Below are 19,429 nucleotides of genomic sequence, written 5' to 3'. Positions count from 1 at the left end.
CACGTCCAGCGTGGTGCCGATGGAGACGCCCGCGTCGTACAGCAGCTTGAGCCGGTTGCGCGCGAGGTCGACCTTGCCGGACAGCGCGCGCAGCTCTGTGGTGTCACGCAGGGTGGCGACGCTGCCGGGCGGGCCGCCGTCGCGGTCGGTGGGGCGATGGCTGACGGACAGCAGCCGCTCACCGGCCGTATGGACCTCGTCGGTGGCGGGGCGCCCGGAGACCAGCAGCGCGGCGGTGTGCGGATCGAAGCCGAGCTCGGACACCAGCCGGCCCTCGGCATCGGTCGGCAGATCGAAGAGCCGGCGCGCCTCGTCGTTGGCGAGCACCAGCCGCCTGTCGCCACCGACGATCAGCACACCCTCGCGCACCGAGTGCAGCACGGCGTCATGGTGCTCGTACATCCGCGTCATCTCGGCCGGGTCCAGCCCGTGGGTCTGGCGCCGCAGCCGCCTGCTGACCAGGGCCGTGCCCGCCGTGGCGAGCGCCATCGCGGCCGCGGCCGCGCCGAACAGCAGCGGAAGCTGATGGTCGGCCGCACCGCTGACCTTCTTGATCGTGATACCGGCCGCGACCAGGCCGACGACCTTCCCGTGGCTGTCCTTGACGGGCACCACGGACCGCACGGACAGGCCGAGGGTGCCGGTGAAGGTCTCCTGGACCGTCCGGCCCTCCGCCGCCGAGCGGATGCTGCCCATGAAGTGCTTGCCGATCCGGGCGGGATTGGGGTGGGTGAAGCGGATCCCCTGGGGCGTCATGACGACGATAAAGTCGACGTGGGAGCCCTTGCGGGCGCGCTCGGCGAGCGGCTGGAGCACGGCGCTCGGATCGGGCCCGCGGATCGCGCTCACCATGCCCGGCGAGCTCGCGAAGCTCTCGGCGACCGCCATGGAGCGGTTACGGGCCTCCCGCTCGCTGTCGTAGCGGGACTGTAGGACGAGCGCCACCACGGCGGCGACGACCAGCAGCAGCACGACCCCCACTTGCAGGACGAAGACCTGGCCGGCCACGGTGCGCACGCCGCGCACCGGGTTCCGGCGGGGCCGCCCGTAGCCGCGGCCGTGTGCGATGCCGTGGCCGGAGCCGGGACCGGATCCGCCGCCGGTCAGGCCGATGCGCACCGGCGAGCGCTCCTGCGGGCCCCGCTGGGCGTACGCGTCCTGGCGGCCCTGCGGATCCCAGTGGTCATGGGGATCCGGCGAGCCCTGCGGATCGGATTGATCGCGCTGGTCCCGCTGACCCTGCTGGTCCTGCTGAACGCGCCGCCCACGTCGCTCCCACGCCGAGCGGGGCCCCTCACGCCGACCCCGTGGGCGCCAGTCGTTCATCGTGCGGGCCAGCGGAACCCATGGTCGACCGAAAAGTCCGGCCATGTCGTTATTTCTAGCACCCTCGCTCAGTGGCGGGCGAGCGGCATCCGCCGCCGGGCGCCGAGCGCTCCCGTCCGACATCGCGACTACACCCCGCCCGAGCCCTCTTTCGCCGGTCTCGCCACTTCACCCGTCATCCGCGCACCGTGCGTTAAGCACATGGCTGCCCCCGCTTTTCCGCGTCGAAGTTCCGCGTCGACCGACTACCGATAGTGGCCGTGAAGTATCCCTTCTCACAACGACGTTACGAATTCCCTACAGGATCATGCCCGACGACGCATAGGTAAATGTCCTGGACAGACCTTGTGCTCCAAAGGTCATCTTTACAGCCAACCGGACTGATCGGTCCCGCGTCCTCCCGTACGGCCATTGAGCGGACGAGAACGAAACGCCAGGCATCACACTCGTAACGAAGTGCCGCGCCCCTTGGCCTCAGCCGCCCTGATGGGTTGAGGTGGCCCGATGACGCCCGCACCTCCCCCCACCGCACCACCCGGCCGCGTCCCGGGCCCCCGACGCCGCACCCTTCTCCGCACCCTCTTCCGCGTCCCCACCGCCTCCGCCTCCTCCGTCGCCCCCGCCTCCTCCATCGCCTCCATCGCCTCCATCGCCGCAGGTACGGCCTGTCTGGCGCTGCTGCTGGCCGCCTGCGGCCCCGACGACGGCGGCGCACGGGCTGAGCGCTCCTCCTCCGCCGGCGGGTCCGTCATCACCCCCACCGCCACCGCGCCCGTCCCCCACGGCAAGGGCAGCCGGCTGCCGGATGACGTCAACGGCGACGGCTATCCCGATCTGCGGCTCCCCGTCCCATCCGGCAAAGAGGGGCTGCCCAGCCGGATCGCCTTCGTCCACGGCTCGTCCCACGGTCTGAATCCCGCCACCCGCACCGTGCTGCGCCACCGCGACCTCGGCCTGCCGTCCCAGGACGTCACCGTCGCGGGCGCGACCGAGGTGGCCACGGCCGACCTGGACGGCGACGGCTACGCCGACGTCACCACCACGGCGGGCGAGGCCCTCGGCGAACGCGAGACGGAGCGCACCCAGGCCACCGTCCGGACCGTCCCCTACATCTCCTGGGGTGGCCCCGGCGGCCCCCAGAGGACCCGTTCGGCCGCCCGCGTCCAGTTGACCGGCCCGGACGACGGCGTGGACGCCCAGCGCCCGACCATCGGCGACTTCGACGGCGACGGCCACCACGACCTGGCCCTGATCCGTGCGGACCGCCACTCGCTGCTGGTGCTGTACGGGCCGTTCAACCGGGCGGGCAAGGCCGCCCGGACCGTTCCGTACGCGAGCCCGCTGGAAGGCCACGGCGAGATCGGCGATCTCATCGCGGACACCATCGCGGACAGCGACTCCGCGGACGGCACCGCCGATGGCCACTCCGCGGACGGCACCGGCACCCACAGCGCCGACGGCCACCGCGCCACCGATCTGGTGGTGCACGCCGTCAACGACAACGACCAGTCCGGCTCCACCCTCCTCGCCGCCGGCTCCCACGGCCTCAGCAGGGAGGGCCGCAAGCTGCGCGAGGGCAACGCGATCACGTTCGGCGACTTCGACGGCGACGGCCGCCGCGATGTCGCGGTCGGCGACAGCGGCACCCGCAATGACGAGCCGGGCGGCGAGACGGAGCGGCCGGACATCGGTAAGACGGTGAGCGTCTACTACAAGCGGACGGCGCGGCCGGGGCGGGCCGATCCGCGCCCTCTTGACCCACGCCCTCTCAAGATGCCGGGGATGTCGGGCAAGCTGGCCGCCGCCGACACCGACGGTGACGGCACCGATGAGCTGACCGTCTCGCTCGGCCGGGGCGGCGTCGAGCTGCTCACCCTGCGCCGGGCCTCCCACACCGCCACACCCCGCGTCGCCGGGCGTCACCTCCTGACCCGCGCGGCACCTTCCGCCGTGGACGGCAAGACGATCCGTAAGGACGAGCGCGCGGCCCGGCTCTACGACGTCGCGGACTTCGATCATGACGGTAAGGACGAGGTCGTCCTGGCGTGGGGCCCGGGGCTGGCCTTCTCGCGGTACGGCGAACGTCCCGAGTGGTGGTGGATCACGGACGGCACGAAGGACAAGACGGCCTTCAGCAGCAAGCCGTTCGGGGCGGACGGACAGTAGGGCGGCGGGCCGGGAGAGCGAGGGCGTCTTGCGGGGAGGTCTTGCGAGGACGTCTTGCGGTCTTGCGAGGGCGGGGGGAACACCGACCGGGTACACCGGATACCCTCAGGAGCCGCCGGGGGAAAACCCATAGGGGACCCCCTAAGGGATGTCACAGCTCGGCCGCAAAGCCTGGTCCGCCACACAGCTCCCGCACCCGGCCCGCTACGACCGGGTACGTTCGAATGGTGGCTGGATTCAGGATCGGACGCGGACGGGACTCCCACTCCGCGCAACAAGGGCAGCAGCAGCGGCCGCCGCGGTCGCCGTACGGACAGCAGGAGCCGTACGGCGGTCAGCAGCCGCCGCAGTGGCAGCAGCCCTCCTCACAGGGAGAGCCGGAGTACTTCGGCGGCCAGGACCCGCACTACGGCCCCGGGCACGGCCCTGGCCCCGGGCACGGAGGCCATGGCCAGGGGCAGAGACCGTACGGGCAGGGCGGCGGCTACGCCGACAACAACGCGGGCCATACACAGCAGTTCAGCGTCGGCGAGGCGCCCGACGCGTACGACCCGTACGGCCAGGCCCCCGGTTCGTACGACGACGGCTACGGCGGGCAGACGTACCGCGCCGGCTCCTCCACCGCCCCGCCCGCCGGCCCCCGGCTGCACTGGCAGCAACTGCTGAGCGGCATCGTGCTGCGCCCGTCGGCCACCTTCTGGCAGATGCGGGACTACACGGTGTGGGGCCCGGCGCTGATCGTGACCTTCGTCTACGGCCTGCTGGCGGTCTTCGGCTTCGACGACGCCCGTGAGGACGTCCTCAACGCTTCCATGGGCAACAGCATCCCGTGGGTGCTCACCGCGGGCGTCGCCATGGTGATCAGCGCGCTGATCCTGGGCGCCGTCACCCACACCCTCGCCCGCCAGTTGGGCGGCGACGGCACCTGGGCACCGACCATCGGCCTGTCGATGCTGATCATGTCGATCACGGACGCGCCGCGGCTGGTGTTCGCGCTCTTCCTGGGCGGCGACAGCTCGCTGGTGAAGGTGGTGGGCTGGCTGACCTGGCTGGCCGCGGGCGCGCTCTTCACCACGATGGTGAGCAAGTCGCACGACCTGCCGTGGCCGAAGGCGCTGGGCGCGTCGGCGCTCCAGCTCATCGCCCTGCTGAGCCTGCTGAAGCTGGGGACGCTGTAAGGCAGCCACCGCATTCCGCACGACCAAGGGGCCCGCGCCGCGGGCCCCTTCCTCATCTCACGCGCCACCGCACGGGCTTGGCACCAGTGCACCCGTAAGGCGCCCATCACCCATCAGGCGTCCCGTACCTGCCCCTCCCGCCGCACGACGGGCGGTTCGACACTCCACGGGAAGTTGATCCACTGATCGGTGCGCTTCCAGATGTACTCGCACTTCACCAGCGACTGCGACTTCTCGTAGATCACCGCGCTGCGCACCTCGGCGACCGAGCCGAGGCAGAAGTCACGGACCAGCTTCAGCGTCTTGCCGGTGTCCGCCACGTCATCGGCGATCAGCACCTTCTTGTCGGAGAAGTCGATCGCGTTGGGCACGGGCGCGAGCATCACGGGCATATCGAGGGTGGTCCCCACGCCCGTGTAGAACTCCACGTTCACCAGGTGGATGTTCTTGCAGTCGAGCGCGTACGCCAGCCCACCGGCCACGAAAACCCCGCCCCGGGCTATGGAGAGCACGATGTCGGGCTCGTACCCATCCTCGGCGATCTTCTCCGCCAGCTCGCGGACGGCGACCCCGAACCGCTCGTACGTAAGGTTCTCGCGCTGCTCACCCATGCCGCTCATACCTTCGTCCGATGGAAGCGCTGGAACGACCGCGAGGGCGTCGGCCCGCGCTGCCCCTGATAGCGGGAACCGTAATGGGCGGAACCGTAAGGATGCTCGGCGGGCGAGGTCAGCCGGAACATGCAGAGCTGCCCGATCTTCATTCCCGGCCACAGCTTGATCGGCAGCGTCGCGACATTCGACAGCTCGAGCGTGACATGCCCGGAGAACCCCGGGTCGATGAACCCCGCCGTGGAGTGCGTCAGCAGCCCCAGCCGCCCCAGACTCGACTTCCCCTCGAGCCGCGAGGCGATGTCATCGGGCAGCGATACGACCTCGTACGTCGAGGCGAGCACGAACTCCCCGGGATGCAGGATGAACGCGTCCTCGCCCTCGGGCTCCACGAGCCGCGTCAGATCGGGCTGCTCCACCGCCGGGTCGATATGGGGATAGCGGTGGTTCTCGAACACCCGGAAGAACCGGTCCAGCCGTACATCGATACTCGACGGCTGCACCATCGCCGGGTCGTACGGATCAATCCGCACCCGTCCGGCGTCGATCTCGGCCCGGATGTCCTTGTCTGAGAGAAGCACCCGAAGAGGATACGCACATCGGACCCACCCCCACGGCACAGGCCCGGCCCCACCGGACCGGGCCCGCACCCTGCGGCTTCATCGGCTACCGCTTACCGCTTCTCGGCACCCACCGGCACAGCGTGCCGGAGCCGGGCGCAACGCGGACACCGCAGCAACCGGCCGGGACCAATGCGGTCGACGGTGAGGTGCTGCATCGGGAACGAGGCGGTGCTGAATACGTGCCCTTCAGCACAACGGACGACGGTGCGCTCCATTGAGTCCCTTCCCCAAGAACGTGAACGGCGTGGACGACAAAAGCCACATTAGGGGATCAACCGCACACCACTCCACGCGGCACTCCGCGCCCCCACCGTACGCCCAACTCCCGCACCCCAACAGCCGCTTCCGCCCCACCCACACGCCAGAATTCCACCCCAAAACACCCCAGAATCCACCCCGAACAGCACGAAGACCCCATGACGAATGCGCCTGGGGTCAGCCATGGGGTAAAGTGTCCGACGATGCGGCGCCGAGATCAGGCGCCCCTCGCGGGTGTAGTTTAATGGTAGAACATGAGCTTCCCAAGCTCAGAGCGCGGGTTCGATTCCCGTCACCCGCTCCATACTTAAGGCCCAGGTCAGCGACCTGGGCCTTGTTTGTTGCCCAGACGGTTCAAAGGCCACCGTGCCCGTTCCGTGCCAGATGGCTGTCGCGCGTGTTTGGCGGCCACGTTCACTCGCTCGTGCGCCGATCCGCACTGTCGACGCGCTCAGCAGTCCCCATCGGGCATGCTGGACCCATGAGCAGGTATGCAGCGGCGAAGCCTTACGTACTGCCGGAGTCGCTCGACGAGCTGGGCGGACCGACGGCCGGCCGTGTCACGCTGCCGCGCCACATCGACTGGGGCCCGCGCTACGTCTACGACCTGGCCGACGAAGCAGACTTCCGGCTGATGTACGAGCGCGTCATCCGCGAGGCCCAGACACGCGAGGACCTTGAGGCATATCTAGACGCGGTGTACCTGCGGAAGATGTGGCACGACCTGTTCCTCCCCCTCCCGGTCAAGACGGCGTGGGAAGCCCGCTTCCCCGCACTCCGTGAACCGGGCGCCACGACTGCGGCCGCCTAGTGGACGACCTGCACCGCCAACTGATCCGCATCGGGCTGAACGCTCTCGCCGAGGACTACGGATACGCCCTCGCAGGCGGCTACGCCGTCCAGGCCCACCACATCGTCAACCGAGTCAGTGACGACGTGGACCTCTTCGCACCGTTCGACCGAGCGAGCCGCGAGATGGAACAGGCCGCGGAGCGGATCACCACCGCCTACAAAGCCGCTGGATACATCGTCGAGCAGGTCCACCTGACTCCCACCTACACCAGGTTGAACGTCACCGACCCAGCTTCAGGCACACAGAGCAAGGTGGAGCTTGTCGCTGAATTCCTGCACCACACGCCGGTCGACTCCGACCTCGGCCCGGTACTCCACCGCGACGACGTCGCCGCAGGTAAGACCAGTGCACTGTTCGCCCGAGCCGAGGTCCGCGACGCCATCGACGTCGCGGGGCTATTGAAGGCCGGCTACACCCGCGAACAACTCATGGACCTCGCCGCCCAGAACGACGCAGGCTTCGACCGTCGCATGTTCGCCGACTCACTCGCCCGCATCCAGCGGTACACCGACAAGCAGTTCGCCGCCTACGACCTCACCCCTGAGGAAGCCGCAGCGATTCGCGACACCTTCGCCAACTGGCAGCAGCATCTGCCCTGAACGACGCGCCACCTTGTCGACCGTTCCACAACACTTCGCATCGCGCGCCGAAGCCGTCGTCATCAGCACCGGGCCCAAGCCCCACATATCTGCTCAATTGCGTTCGCCATAGGCGGCTTTCAAGCGCCGCCGACGCACGATCTCCTTGCCGACGTACGACGCAATTGTAAGGAAGATCAAATTCTTCATTAGGGTAGGAGTCGAGTCGGCAATACCTCTTAGTGGACCTTCTCCAAGATGCAAGCCGAACTTTTCCGAACCGAGCGCTACGAAGTACAGCGACATGATAGGCCCGTAAGCCATAACGCGTAGCGCGATGGGATTCCGCCCAAGCCTTGCCTCATACAACAGGAGTCCGGAACTCAGGATGGTAAATCCATATAGAACGGCCATCCACATCCAAGTTTCCCCTGCTGCGTACGATTCCGCGAACCGCCACAGAATGGGCCACATGATAAGAAGAACCCCAAGACCCAGAAGGTGCAGCGCCGCAACTACCATCCACATCAGTGCGGTTGGATGCTTCTCTATCCACTGCGCCATGGGAAGGAAAAACCTGTTCGGGTAGCCACCAATCGGCGCGTCTTTAAGCGCGATCCCCTCAGCCCGCAAAACGAAGCGTCTCTGGGCTTCTTTGAACCCGTCTCTAACCCTGGCATCCGAGATCTCTATATATCGCCTCACATCGCGAACAAAGTCATCTACCGTTCGATCATCCAGGACGTCAGATTCCCCGACCCGAATCGATCGAATTGCCTTTCCGTCCGCTTTAGCCACCCGCAGTTGCTGTGACGCGTTGGCCCAGTAGAGCTTCTTCATATCCGGATCATAAACAACACAAACGACCGGCACATTACTTATTCTCCAGTCATCGGCGTGCTTTTGGGTTGAGACGGCATATCCAGACGCTCTACGGAAAGAGAGGCCACCTTTCACTTGGACAGCAATCAGATCACCGGTTCGTCTCCCATTTCGGACGAACGAGACGTATAAATCCTCTCCGAAGTCACTGCCGCCCTCCACTTCCTGCACGATGTGGCCGTGACGCTCCAAAAGCGCGCGCGTTTCATTGACTGCGGTCCTCTCCGTCGTCCGGCTTGCAGGCACCTTCGTCATGGTCTCTGCCCAGCAATCCACCCTCGCCCCATACAGCGCCGACCATAGGGCCCAGTACTGACACTCTCCCGGTATCGGCTGGTTCATCCCTGCTTGGGGGGCGTGGCGGCCCGTGCCCTATGCGTGCCCGATGGAGCGGGGAACCACGGTTAAACAGGGTCTGCGGCGAGCCGTGCCGCAGCGGACCAGGTCATCCATTCCAGCAGGTCAGGGTCGGTTTCATGCCCACCATGCCCCGTGATTCCCAAGCTCAGAGCGCGGGTTCGATTCCCGTCACCCGCTCCAGCACAAAGCCCCAGGCCAGCGGCCCGGGGCTGCTTCGTTTCCCGGGGCCGCTGGGGTCTCCGGGCAACTCGCGCCGACTCACCGTGATCCAGCACAACGCGATCAGACTTGGGCCAGAGCGATCGAGACGCGTCGGGTGTTGTGTGGCGGACGAGGCGCGGGCGTAGGCTCAGCCCAGCGTCCGCAACAACGGCACGATGATCACGCAGACCGCCGCCCAGGAGACGTTCCGATGACCGAGCAGCCCTCTGCCCCCGACGGGCCCCTCATCCCCATGCCGGCGCTCACTCCGGCAGCGCTCCGCGCAGCGGTCGCCCAGATCGCCCCCGCCCAGTTGCCTTCCTTCGTCGAGCACCTCGACCGCGCGGTTGAACAAGCCGCCGCTCAGAGCACTATCGCTCCGCTGCGCACCTTCCTGCTGTGGTGGGGAGAATTCGTTGCCATCGAGCGCTACCCCGCGCGCGCGGCCCGCCTGCGTGAACTGGAAGCCGTAGCGGAAGAAGCGACGGACCGCGAGGCCCTGCGTTCCGCACTCGCCGAGATGCGACAGATCACAGACCTGGCGCAACGCGAGATCTCCACGTGAGCGATAACTGGACCTGGGACTACGACCCCGATGCCGAGCATGTCGTAGGCGGCCTGCCTCACGAAGTCGTGGCCGAAGTAGAACGCTTGGCTGAGCAGTTGACGGTCCTGGGCCGCGACGCGGTCGACATCGGTCGCGGAAACCCGCACGGCGGAGGTCTGCGAACACAGGACATTTTCGGAGGACGGGGCTTCTTCATGTTCATGGCCGCGGAGCGACTCGAACTGGTTGTGATCACCCGAGTCACATGGCTCGGCTGATCAGCGACTCCGGCACCAGCCTGCATGCGATCGGCCCGCTTGGCTGCCGCGGGGTGAGCCAGAACGCCGCCTGGCCAACCACGTAGCGTCCGTCGCACCAGAAGCGCACCAGATACGGCGGTCAACAGCGGCCAATGCCGGGAATTGCGTAAGGTCGGCGACTTGCCGCCATCCCTCGTTTGCACTGGTCAGCAGCCTACTCAGCCCTGATCGCCCCGTGATTCCCAAGCTCAGAGCGCGGGTTCGATTCCCGTCACCCGCTCCACGCTTTAAGGCCCAGGTCACAGACCCGGGCCTTGTTTGTTGTCCAGACCTCTCTGGGGCCGCCGTGCCTCCGCGTGCCCCAACTGGCGCACGAAACGCGATCAAAGGGCACGACACAGCCCCACTCTGAGCGACACATGCATGTCAATCTCGCAGCCCGAGAGGCGTCTTCTGCGACCTGCGCCACTACTTGCCGCGCGAACGTGCTGTCGCGGCCGCAAAGCGCTAGCCGGTCCGTTTTCTGCGGTCAGGTGACCCGACGACGCACCCCCTTACCCATCGAAACCCATCGAAACGCCATCACCGATCTTCCCGACATGGCCGGCGTGGCAGTCCATGAGCGCGGCCGCACCGGCCGGAGCCGCCCTCCTGCACTTCCTCCCTCGTCTGCAACTACGGTTTCGAGTCCAGCGCCTCGCTGGTCGCGATGGACGCTGACGAACACCCCGTGACGCTGGTGGATTCACGCGACTACGGCAAGGCCGTCGCCGACCCTTGACGCACCCTAGGATTGCGGGGGTGACGGCAAGCACCAGTGACATCGAGAAGGCGGCCGGTTTGCTGCGCGCCGGCGGCCTGGTGGCTCTCCCAACCGAAACTCAACTGGACGACTGGGTCCAGGACGTGCCCGCAACAGCCCGCCTGCTGGCCGAACACTTCTGGCCGGGGCCCCTCACGCTCGTCCTGCGGCGCGGGCAACGGGTGCCCCTCGAAGCGACCGGTGGCTTGGAGACGGTCGCCGTGCGCGTGCCCGACCACCCCGTCGCACTCGCGCTGCTGTCGGCGTTCGGCGGCGGTGTCACGGCCCCGTCCGCCAACCGTTTCGGCTCGGTGAGCCCCACCACGGCGGACCATGTCCGTGCCGAGCTCGGTGACGCCGTGGACCTCGTGCTGGACGGCGGCCTCTGCGAGGTCGGTGTCGAGTCGACCATCGTCGACGCCACGGGGGAGATCCCGAGCATCCTGCGGCCCGGCGGGGTGACGCGCGAGGACCTCGAAGCGGTGCTGGGGTGCCCGCTTGCGGTCCCTTCGACCAGCCGGGTACGAGTGCCGGGCCAGCATCCGTCCCACTACGCGCCGCGCGCTCGGGTCGTCCTGGTCGAACCGGAGAAGGTCGTCGCCCAAGCGGAGATGGCGCACGAGCTGGGGCACCGGGTGGGCGTCCTTCTTCCTGCCTCCTTCGCCGACGCTGAGGTGAAGGCGCACGCCGTGGTGGCGGTCCCCGGTTCGCTGGCCGCCTACGCGCGCGGGCTGTACGGGTTCCTGCGCGAGCTCGACCAGCGGGGGTGTGACCTCATCGTCGCGTCATTGCCGGTGGAGGAGGGGCTGGGGCTGGCGATCGCCAACCGGCTCCGCCGCGCCGCGGGGCCCCGGCCCACCGTGTGACCAGTACCGACGCTGCGCCCTTACGGGGGTGATCGACCGGTGAACCCGGTGGGTCCTCCTCCACATATACGGCTCTCCACAGCCCGGGGGAGATCATGCCAGGGCAGCCACGGCCAGGGCAGCCACGGCCGGGGCCGTCAGGACGCGGCGGGGACCGCTGCGTCAATGCCGCGAGAGGCGACGAGCTGTGCACTGCCGTCGGCCAGCCGGTAGGACAGCCCCACCACGCCGAGACGGCCGGCGGCCACCCGCTCGGCCAGGGCGCGAGAGCGTTCCAGCAGCAGGTCCACGGTCTGCTCTATGTGCTCGGCCAGGATCTCTTCGGCCTGGTCGCGTCCGGCGGCGCGGGCCGCCAGCACGCTCGGTGTCACCCGCTCGACAACGTCACGGACGAAGCCGCCGGGCACCCTGCCACCGTCGGCCGCGTCACGGGCGGCTGCGATGGCCCCGCACGAGTCGTGGCCGAGCACGACGACGAGCGGGGCGTCGAGCACGCTCACGCCGTACTCGATGGAACCAAGGACTTCTGCGCCAGCGACATGCCCCGCCGTACGTACCACGAACAGATCGCCCAGGCCGCGGTCGAAGATGATCTCGGCGGCCAGCCGGGAGTCGGAGCACCCGAACAGCACGGCGAAGGGCTGCTGGGACGGTGCGATCTCGGTGCGGCGAGTGGCGTCCTGGTTCGGGTGCTCGGGGGCGCCTGAGACGAAGCGCTGGTTACCGGCCATGAGCAGCTCGAAGGCGGCGCGGGGAGTCGAGGTCTGGATCTCGGTCATGGCGGCAGCCTACGGTCCGGCACAGCCGTCGCACCGCCTGGTCCCGCCGGAGTTCACCGGGTCTGGCGACGGTGACGACCAGTGCGCCGCCCCAGGCGCCGGGCGAGGGGAACCAGGCGCTGCCCGAGTCCCTGTCGAGGGACGGTCCTCGGCAGGGACAGACTGATGGAGGCAGGCAGTCGGGGTGTTCGGCTGTGGTGATGCGCCGTGTAACGCGTCGTGCCTGCCGGTCGGGGTCAGTCGTTCCAGTGCTCCAGCACCCGCTGCTGGACTTCCTGCGGGAAGATGAATCGGAAGGAGCTCCGGGGCTCGCGGCCCTCTTCGTCGGAGGGGAGCAGGGCGTCGTAGGTGACCTTGGGTCCCTTCCAGGCGTGCCGCTCGTTCGGCGTGTACACGGAGAGCAGGGGCAGCACCTTGCCCTCGCGCACGACCGCCGGCCGGTGGGGTGCACCCGAGTGGCGAGCGCCCACATCAGTTCACCGGTGTCGGCGGCGTCCACGTCGTCGTCGAGGACGAAGACGCGGGGCACCAGGTACTCGAAGCGCTGGGCGGCGATGACGTCGGTGATCCGCTGGGTGAGGTCGCCGGTGGAGAGGCCGGGGAGCTTGTCGCGCCAGTCGGTGGCGACGCTGATCACCAGGATGTGCGAGGCGCCGTCGAAGGGTTCCCAGGCGGATGTGACGGGCAGGTTCGCCGCACGCAGGGCGGTCAGGGCTTCGGCGGCCAGGGTGAGGCCGGTGGCCGTGTGGTACTCGTCGACGGGTTCGCCTTCGACCACGGTCGGCCAGATGGGGTTGTCGCGGTGGGTGATGGCCTCGATGGTGTAGACGGGCTGCATCGAGGTCTCGCTCGGACGGTAGCCGGCGAACTCGCCCATCGGGCCCTCAAGGCCGGTGCGTTCGACCGACAGGTGCCCCTCGATGACGATTTCGGCGCTCGCCGGCACCTGGAGGTCGACGGTCTCGCACTGGACCAGTTCCAGGGGCTCGCCGAGCAGGGCGCCGAGGTAGCCGGCTTCCTCCACGCCGTCCGGCAGGGGCATGCCGGAGATGAAGGGCAGGGCCGGCTCGCCGCCCTGGACCAGGGCGAACGGCATCGGCTCGCCGCGGTCGGCCCACTGCTGCCACACCTGGGCGATGTGCTGGGGGTGCAGCACCAGACCGGTCATGTGCGTGTCGTCGACCATCACGATCCGGGCGATGGACCAATTGGTGAACGATCCGTCCGGGGTGCGCGACGATGGTGCCCCAGGTGTTGACGTAGGGGCCGCCGTCGCCTTCGTGCAGCGGCGGGGTCGGGAACCGGGCCAGCGAGGCGTCCTCGCCGAGCAGGATGTTCTGCTTGCACGGTGCGCTGTCGACCAGCACCGGCCGGAGCGGCTCACGGGTGCTTGCCTCGGCGAAGGCGTCGACGATCTCGCGGGCGCCAGCGGTGGAGTCGAGCCCGAGGGAGAGCGCGATACGGGCCAGCGGACGGCCGGGAGCGGAGCTCAGGGCGCCGGGAGCTCCCAGCAGCCGGAAACCGGGGGCTGAGTCCTTGATGTTGGTGAACAGGGGTGCCGGGGCGACGGTCTCGTAGGAGCGGCGGATGATCGCGCCGACCTCCAGGTCGGGATCGACGAGCCGGTCGACGGTGCGCAGGTCGCCGAGTGCGTCGAGAGCGCCGAGGTAGGTGCGCAGGTCCTTGATGCAGGCCATGGGGGTTCCCTTCCTTTCTTCAGGCCCGTCGAGGCGCTGAGGAGGCGCCCGGCGGGGGTTTCGTGGCTCAGCCGACCGCCCGGTCGGGGGCGGTGCTGTCGAGAGGGGCGAGGGGACGGGCGCGGCGGGTGCGGGCAGTGGTGGGGCCCTCCCAGCGGACCGCCCGCTTGCTGTCCAGGCCGAACTGGTCCATGACGCGCGCGACGAGGTGATCGACGATGTCGTCCACGCTCGCGGGCCGGTTGTAGAAGGCCGGCATGGGCGGGAGCAGACTGACGCCCATCCGGGACAGGGCCAGCATGTTCTCCAGGTGGATGGTCGACAGCGGGGTCTCCCGCACCGCCAGGACCAGCCGCCGCTGCTCCTTGAGATGGACGTCCGCCGCACGGCTGATCAGGTCGCTGCCGTAGCCGGCCCGGATCGCGGCGAGGGTCTTCGCGCTGCAAGGCGTGATGACCATGCCGTCGGTACGGAACGAACCACTGGAGATCGACGCCGCCTGGTCCTCCGCCCCGTGCCGGTGCCTTGCAGGCGGCCCGCAACACCGTCACCTACCGGGTCAAAGGCGCCGAGGAACTCCTGCCCACCGGCACCACCACTACAGGCAGCACGTAGAGCCGTTCAGCGCCCGGTCCTCTCGACCGGGCGCGGGCAGCCAGACGTGGACGGTCCGTGGCTCGCCCCAGCACGGGGTGTCCGATACCCCGTCGCTGACGGTGTGGCGGCACCGCGTGTGCGCTCTGCCCCGGGTGCGGCCGGACGACTCCGCCGGCGCCACCGTTCCGGGTGGCGGGCTTGCCGATGAGTGCCCCTTCACGCAGCGAGCCCCCCGGGAAGCCGTGCAGCGTACAGGTCTTGCCGCCCTTGTTCGTGAGACGAGCGGCTCACAGGGAACCGGAGATGGCCAGGACACGGCTCATGACGGATGGTGCTCCAGAACTCGGTGCTGCCCGTATCCCCTGCCGGGCGGAAGGGGATACGGGCGGGGGCCGTCGGGGCCGGTCGGGGTCAGCCGCGGTAGCTCTCCTGGCGGGCGAAGTCGGGGATCTCGACGGCTTCGAAGGCTTCGGTGTAGCGCAGGGGGCGGACGGTGTCGACGTTCCACACGTAGAACGGCAGCCGGGTGCGCGGGTTGGCGTGGCGGACCTGGTCGGGGCCGTGGTTCATACCGGCCGGTGTGACGCTCGCCAGCCCCGCCGGCGGACCGACCTGGCCGCCGTCGCCGGTACCGAGGAAGACGAACAGCTCGTCGTAGTCGACGTTGCGATGGGCCGGCTGCGCCTTGTCCGCGTCGTCCGCGGTCTGGGTGGGCCGGGGGGCCATGGTGACGAACCAGTTCTGCCCGGCCTGGAAGGTGGCGTGCGCCATCGGCGGCATTTCGAGGCGTTCGCAGGAGAGCGGGCGGAGGTCGGCCAGGCGCAGCCGGAAGGGAGCCAGGGTGCCGGTCCAGCCTTCCACGTCGGCGGGGTCGAAGGCGTAGAAGATTGACGACAGTTCGCCCGCGCGCTTGACGAGCACCTCCCACTCGCCGGCCGGACTCTGCGCGGAGGGGACGGGGATGTTGGCGTCGAGCCTGGGGACGTCCAGGACGCCGCGGTCGAAGGGCAGGAAGTGCCCCAGCAGCCCCCGCTCGGGGAGCGTGATGGGCTCCCGCGTCTCCACCACGTAGGTGGCATGCTGCTCGGCGCCGGGGTCGGGGACGATCCGGTAGTTGGTGCCCTTGGGGATCACCAGGTACTCCAGCGGCCCGTACGCGAGGGTGCCGTAGTCGGTGACGAGGGCGCCGCTGCCCGACTGGACCAGCAACAGGGTGTCGCCGTCGGTGTTGCGGAAGTAGTACGGCATCGGCGCCGTCCGCTTCGACACCGAGACCGTGATGTCCTCGTTGAACATCAGCGGCGTCGGCAGGGCTCGCTCGTCGTGCTCGTCGGCGGCGGGAACGTCGGTGAGCCGGATGCCCCGTGGCCGGATCGGGCCCTCCACCCGCAGCCAGTCCGTGGTCGGGTGGGCGTGGTAGAGCTGGGAGACGTCACCCTCGAACCCCTGACGGCCGTGGTGCTCCTCGAAGGTGCCCTGCGGCACTCGGGCATGGGCCTGGCGGGAGATCCGGCCCTGAACGTGCTTCGCGAACATGCAGCGACTTCTCCCTGGGCGCCGGCACACGCCAAGCACCCCATCCGGTGGGTGAGTTAGAGGTAAGCGCGGTGTGGCGGTCGGGCCGGCAAGAGGCCCGCCCCGCTACACCTGTGCCAGGCGCGGCGGTGACGCGGCCCGACCGCTCACCGCACTCGCGGGGCCGTACGTGTGCGCGGCCACTGCCTCGCCACGTCACCGGCCTTTGATGTAGCGATCAAACTCCGGGAAACTCCTTCGGTTTGCGCCCCTCTGGCGCCTTCCACTTCGCTAGTCAACAACCACAGCGTGCCGCCGGTCCAACACCGTTCATCGGACACGTAACAGCCTCAGACTGTTACGGTGAGGATTTGTGGACCTCGACCTGCGCCAGGTGCGCTACGCCGTCACCCTCGCCGACGAACTCCACTTCGGCCGGGCCGCGGACCGGCTCACCATCGCCCAGCAGACCCTCTCCGCCCAGATCAGAACCCTGGAGAAGCGACTCGGCGTCCCGCTGTTCACCCGCGACCGCCGCCACGTCGCCCTCACCCCCGCCGGCGAGACCTTCGCCGAACGCGGCCGACGCCTCCTCGTCGACGCCGAGCGCCTGGTCGACGAGATCACCCACACCTGCACTCCCCTGCGCATCGACGTCGTCGCCGAGGGCCTGCCCTCCACGCTCCTGATCCATCACTTGCGCACCCAGGCCCCCGACCTGCCATTCGAGGTGCTCCAGACTCACGGCATGGCCGCAGCACTGCCCCGCCTCCTCACCGGCGACCTCGACATCGCCTTCGGCCGCCCCTTCGGCCTCGGCCGCCCCCTCGGAGCCGCTCTCGCCACCATGCCCGTGGGCCTGGACCCCATCGGCGTCATCCTCCCCACCGACCACCCCCTCGCCGACCGGGACGAGGTCCCCCTCGCCGCCCTCGCCGAACACCCGCTCCTCATCCACTCAGCGGACGAGTCCGCCGAGTGGCACGACTGGGTCGACCAAGCCGTCGCTGCCTTCGGCCTGAAGGTGGCGACACGCATACGCGGACACGGCCGCACCTCCGCGCTGGCCGCCGTCCAGGCCCTCCGCCACCCGGCCTTCGGCCGCACCTCCGCACACCTCCCCGCCGGCCTCACCGCCCGGCCCCTGAACGACCCCGTCCCGCTCTACCCCTGGCACGCCGTCTGGAACACGACCACCGCGCACCCCGCCACCAACCGAGCCCTGGAACTCATCCACACCTACGCCCGGACCCATCACTGGCACCGCCCCCCGAGCGCCAACTGGTGGCTGCCCAAGCCCGATAGCGGCACGCTGCGGGCGACGAACTGAGCAACACCCATCCATCTGACCACGCAAATTCCCCCCGTCGGCCACCTGCTCCCGCTCTCAGAGCTCCATGACCGGATACCCCAGCCGCCGAGCATCTGCGCACCAACGTGGCCACGAGCAGAGAGCGCCGCGAGGGCGCCGCGGTCATACTGGATTCGCCAACTTCGCCTCGCCCTGGAGATCGCCCGCACCCTGCTCGACCGACGACACCAGCGGCCCGGCGCGCCCCGGACCACGGCGTCCGCGGCGCAAGGCACCGACACTCGGCACTTTCACGGCGCCCTTGGGGCTGCCCCGGCCACCGCCAGATCGGCCAGGATCCGGGTTGGTCGAACGCCCCTTCCTGGCTGAGGACGCGCCGACAGCTTGCGCACGCAAACGCGCCGCTCGGACAGCCGCCCACCGGCCCGGGGCTTGTTTGTTGTCCAGACCTCCTACGCCCGCATGCCTGCCCGCGTGCCAGATCCGCACCATCTGTGGACCTCCTGCTGAACCTGAGCAGTTCCAAGTGCCATGAAGCGGCACACTGCTCATAGCCCTTCCGGAATGCTTTCCCCGCTCATCGCACCTTGGGGCTCAGCAACTCCAGCGCTTGCTCCCACCGGAACGTGTCGCGACCGCCACCCGCCTTCGGCTGATGCGGCTCGTACTCGGCGACCAGCACGCCCATGCCCCGTAGCCGCTCCAGGCTCTGCCGGTATGCCGGATGGGCGGCCTGGGCGGCGTTCAGATAAGGCAGGACAGCGGTGGGGACGCCCAAGCCGTACGCCTCGCACAGGATGCCCACCGCCAAAGTGTCCGAGATCCCGGCGGCCCACTTGTTGATCGTGTTGAAGGTCGCCGGGGCGACGGCGATGGCATCCGGCGGCGGGAGCGGGCGCGGATCGCCGGGCGAGCGCCAGGCGGAGCGGATCGGATAGCCGGTCTGGGCCTCGACCGCTTGGGCATCGATGAACCCCAGACCCTGCGGAGTGGCGATGACGCCCACGTCCCAGTCCCGTTCCTGCGCCGCAGTGATCAGCTTGCCGACGTCATCGGCGATCCCGCCCGCGCAGACGACGACGTACAGGAACGACTTGCTCCGCTCGCTCATGCGGGCACTCCCAGTTGTCGGCTGAAGTGATGCAGCTCAGGCACGGCCCTGCGGCGGTCACGGGCCGCCATGTCCGCCACCAGCTCACGTACGGCCGGCCGTCGGACGTCCTGGGCCGCACAGCCTTCGGCGACTCGCAAGGCCCGGTAGCCGTCGGCGAGCCTGCCTTGCTGACTGTACGCACGGGCGGTATCGACCCACAGGGCCGCACGCCGTTCAGGGACAGGGATCGGCCGACGCATGAGCGGCCGGGCCGACTCCAGAGCCACACCCGCGTCCCCGAGCGCAACGGAGGTGCTGACGGCGTGCAACTCGACATTGGCGGGACTGAAGTTGGCCCACGCGTCGGGGCGATCGAGGGTCACCTAGCGGGCAATGTTCTTCGCTTCGGCGAGGAAATCCTGCGCGACCGCGCGATGACGGCCGAGCTGATCTCATTTGGCCGCGTCGCGCGCGGGCGGGGCGTCCTCTCGGATGACCGCAACTCCCTCGCCGGACGATCGCACCACAGGCGAGGGCGGCATCTGCGGCAAAACCCATCAGTCGAAGGGCGGCCCGGTATGCGAGATCTGGTGCTTGAATACCTGGTCGTCCTTGATGTCCACGGATACGGAGGGGCGCGGTGCCACCGCCCGGAAGGCGTCGAGGGCCTCCTGCGACTCCCAGTGCTCGAAGTTGTTCACGCGGCCCGGCTCGATCGGGTCGGGCGAGATGGACAGGTCGAGGCAGCCTGGGCGACTGCGGGCCGCCTCCACGATGGGGCGGTGCCCCTCGATGAAGCGGTCCCTGTCCTTGGGATCCACATACAACTTACCGGCAACGATCACCGACACTCCGCTTTCCCCTTCTCTCACGTCCCCAGGGACGTAGCCCCGGCAAGGGCCGGCCGAATAGCCGCGACCCACGT

General features: G+C 68.9%; 18 protein-coding genes, 1 tRNA gene and 3 pseudogenes. 9 read left to right on the top strand and 13 right to left on the bottom strand.

Features of this window, described 5'->3' with window-relative positions; translation table 11 throughout:
- Positions 1-1,371: PAS domain-containing protein (locus tag KN815_RS06190; protein WP_253208792.1), on the bottom strand; the 1,371-nt coding region annotated here is incomplete at its 3' end.
- A 459-nt stretch (positions 1,372-1,830) separates the two neighbouring features.
- On the opposite strand from KN815_RS06190, the gene KN815_RS06185 reads away from it, so the two are divergent.
- Positions 1,831-3,492, top strand: coding sequence for an FG-GAP repeat protein (locus KN815_RS06185; protein WP_216340726.1), 1,662 nt, complete (start codon positions 1,831-1,833; stop codon positions 3,490-3,492).
- Between the two features lie 224 nt (positions 3,493-3,716).
- On the top strand, positions 3,717-4,670 hold the full coding sequence (locus KN815_RS06180; protein WP_216340725.1) for a Yip1 family protein: 954 nt from the start codon (positions 3,717-3,719) through the stop codon (positions 4,668-4,670).
- Positions 4,671-4,783: 113 nt separating this feature from the next.
- On the opposite strand, the gene KN815_RS06175 is transcribed toward KN815_RS06180, so the two are convergent.
- Together KN815_RS06175 and dcd are read right to left on the bottom strand one after the other, a co-directional pair.
- The gene (locus tag KN815_RS06175; protein ID WP_216340724.1) at positions 4,784-5,281 is read right to left on the bottom strand and encodes a phosphoribosyltransferase; all 498 of its coding nucleotides are present in this window, start codon (positions 5,279-5,281) and stop codon (positions 4,784-4,786) included.
- Between the two features lie 5 nt (positions 5,282-5,286).
- Positions 5,287-5,862 (bottom strand): dCTP deaminase, encoded by a 576-nt coding sequence (gene dcd, locus KN815_RS06170; protein WP_078642588.1) that lies wholly within the window; start codon positions 5,860-5,862, stop codon positions 5,287-5,289.
- Positions 5,863-6,392: 530 nt separating this feature from the next.
- On the opposite strand from dcd, the gene KN815_RS06165 reads away from it, so the two are divergent.
- From KN815_RS06165 to KN815_RS06155, 3 genes are all read left to right on the top strand, one after another.
- A tRNA-Gly gene (locus tag KN815_RS06165) sits at positions 6,393-6,466 on the top strand.
- 177 nt (positions 6,467-6,643) lie between these two features.
- Positions 6,644-6,973 (top strand): hypothetical protein, encoded by a 330-nt coding sequence (locus KN815_RS06160; RefSeq protein ID WP_216340723.1) that lies wholly within the window; start codon positions 6,644-6,646, stop codon positions 6,971-6,973.
- On the top strand, positions 6,973-7,614 hold the full coding sequence (locus KN815_RS06155; RefSeq protein WP_216340722.1) for a nucleotidyl transferase AbiEii/AbiGii toxin family protein: 642 nt from the start codon (positions 6,973-6,975) through the stop codon (positions 7,612-7,614). The genes KN815_RS06160 and KN815_RS06155 overlap by 1 nt, the downstream gene beginning before the upstream one ends.
- A 93-nt stretch (positions 7,615-7,707) precedes the next feature.
- Here KN815_RS06155 and KN815_RS06150 read toward each other — a convergent pair whose 3' ends face one another.
- Positions 7,708-8,730 carry a DUF4365 domain-containing protein gene (locus tag KN815_RS06150; RefSeq protein WP_216340721.1) on the bottom strand — a complete coding sequence of 341 codons (1,023 nt, stop codon included), beginning with the start codon at positions 8,728-8,730 and terminating at the stop codon, positions 7,708-7,710.
- Positions 8,731-9,247: 517 nt separating this feature from the next.
- Between KN815_RS06150 and KN815_RS06145 the strand changes: the two genes are divergently transcribed.
- The 3 genes from KN815_RS06145 to KN815_RS06135 all read left to right on the top strand — a co-directional run bounded on the left by KN815_RS06145 (position 9,248) and on the right by KN815_RS06135 (position 11,511).
- On the top strand, positions 9,248-9,601 hold the full coding sequence (locus KN815_RS06145; protein ID WP_216340720.1) for a hypothetical protein: 354 nt from the start codon (positions 9,248-9,250) through the stop codon (positions 9,599-9,601).
- Positions 9,598-9,861: a hypothetical protein gene (locus KN815_RS06140; protein ID WP_216340719.1), complete on the top strand. Its 264-nt coding sequence runs from the start codon at positions 9,598-9,600 to the stop codon at positions 9,859-9,861. Before KN815_RS06145 ends, KN815_RS06140 begins: the two co-directional genes overlap by 4 nt.
- Before the next feature lie 783 nt (positions 9,862-10,644).
- Positions 10,645-11,511, top strand: coding sequence for an L-threonylcarbamoyladenylate synthase (locus tag KN815_RS06135; protein ID WP_216340718.1), 867 nt, complete (start codon positions 10,645-10,647; stop codon positions 11,509-11,511).
- Positions 11,512-11,648: 137 nt separating this feature from the next.
- Here the strand turns inward: KN815_RS06135 and KN815_RS06130 are convergent, their stop codons facing one another.
- The 6 genes and pseudogenes from KN815_RS06130 to KN815_RS06110 form a co-directional block, all read right to left on the bottom strand.
- On the bottom strand, positions 11,649-12,290 hold the full coding sequence (locus KN815_RS06130) for a carbonic anhydrase (protein ID WP_301184552.1): 642 nt from the start codon (positions 12,288-12,290) through the stop codon (positions 11,649-11,651).
- Positions 12,232-13,674, bottom strand: a complete 1,443-nt coding sequence (locus KN815_RS06125) for a UbiD family decarboxylase domain-containing protein (RefSeq protein ID WP_372458274.1) — start codon at positions 13,672-13,674, stop codon at positions 12,232-12,234. Before KN815_RS06125 ends, KN815_RS06130 begins: the two co-directional genes overlap by 59 nt.
- Positions 13,574-13,987 (bottom strand): annotated as a pseudogene (locus KN815_RS52065) (UbiD family decarboxylase); the annotation flags it as partial. The pseudogene KN815_RS52065 and the gene KN815_RS06125, both read right to left, overlap by 101 nt.
- 67 nt (positions 13,988-14,054) lie before the next feature.
- A pseudogene (locus KN815_RS06120) lies at positions 14,055-14,504 on the bottom strand (UbiX family flavin prenyltransferase); the annotation flags it as partial.
- Positions 14,505-14,538: 34 nt separating this feature from the next.
- On the bottom strand, positions 14,539-14,808 hold the full coding sequence (locus KN815_RS52060; RefSeq protein WP_372458276.1) for a hypothetical protein: 270 nt from the start codon (positions 14,806-14,808) through the stop codon (positions 14,539-14,541).
- A 187-nt stretch (positions 14,809-14,995) separates the two neighbouring features.
- Positions 14,996-16,120, bottom strand: a complete 1,125-nt coding sequence (locus KN815_RS06110) for a homogentisate 1,2-dioxygenase (RefSeq protein WP_216340717.1) — start codon at positions 16,118-16,120, stop codon at positions 14,996-14,998.
- 352 nt (positions 16,121-16,472) lie between these two features.
- Here KN815_RS06110 and KN815_RS06105 point away from each other — a divergent pair, with 352 nt between their 5' ends.
- The gene (locus tag KN815_RS06105; protein WP_216340716.1) at positions 16,473-17,429 is read left to right on the top strand and encodes a LysR family transcriptional regulator; all 957 of its coding nucleotides are present in this window, start codon (positions 16,473-16,475) and stop codon (positions 17,427-17,429) included.
- A 559-nt stretch (positions 17,430-17,988) separates the two neighbouring features.
- Here KN815_RS06105 and KN815_RS06100 read toward each other — a convergent pair.
- The 3 genes and pseudogenes from KN815_RS06100 to KN815_RS06095 form a co-directional block, all read right to left on the bottom strand.
- On the bottom strand, positions 17,989-18,522 hold the full coding sequence (locus KN815_RS06100) for a flavoprotein (RefSeq protein WP_216340715.1): 534 nt from the start codon (positions 18,520-18,522) through the stop codon (positions 17,989-17,991).
- Positions 18,519-18,938, bottom strand: a pseudogene (locus tag KN815_RS50095) (helix-turn-helix domain-containing protein); the annotation flags it as partial. The pseudogene KN815_RS50095 and the gene KN815_RS06100, both read right to left, overlap by 4 nt.
- Positions 18,939-19,061: 123 nt before the next feature.
- Positions 19,062-19,349: a putative quinol monooxygenase gene (locus tag KN815_RS06095; RefSeq protein ID WP_216340714.1), complete on the bottom strand. Its 288-nt coding sequence runs from the start codon at positions 19,347-19,349 to the stop codon at positions 19,062-19,064.
- Positions 19,350-19,429: the final 80 nt, after the last annotated feature.

The organism is Streptomyces niphimycinicus (assembly GCF_018883605.1).
Taxonomy (GTDB): Bacteria; Actinomycetota; Actinomycetes; order Streptomycetales; family Streptomycetaceae; genus Streptomyces; species Streptomyces niphimycinicus.
The sequence above is the reverse complement of the archived record's forward strand: the minus strand, read 5'-3'. Positions and strand labels throughout refer to the sequence as shown.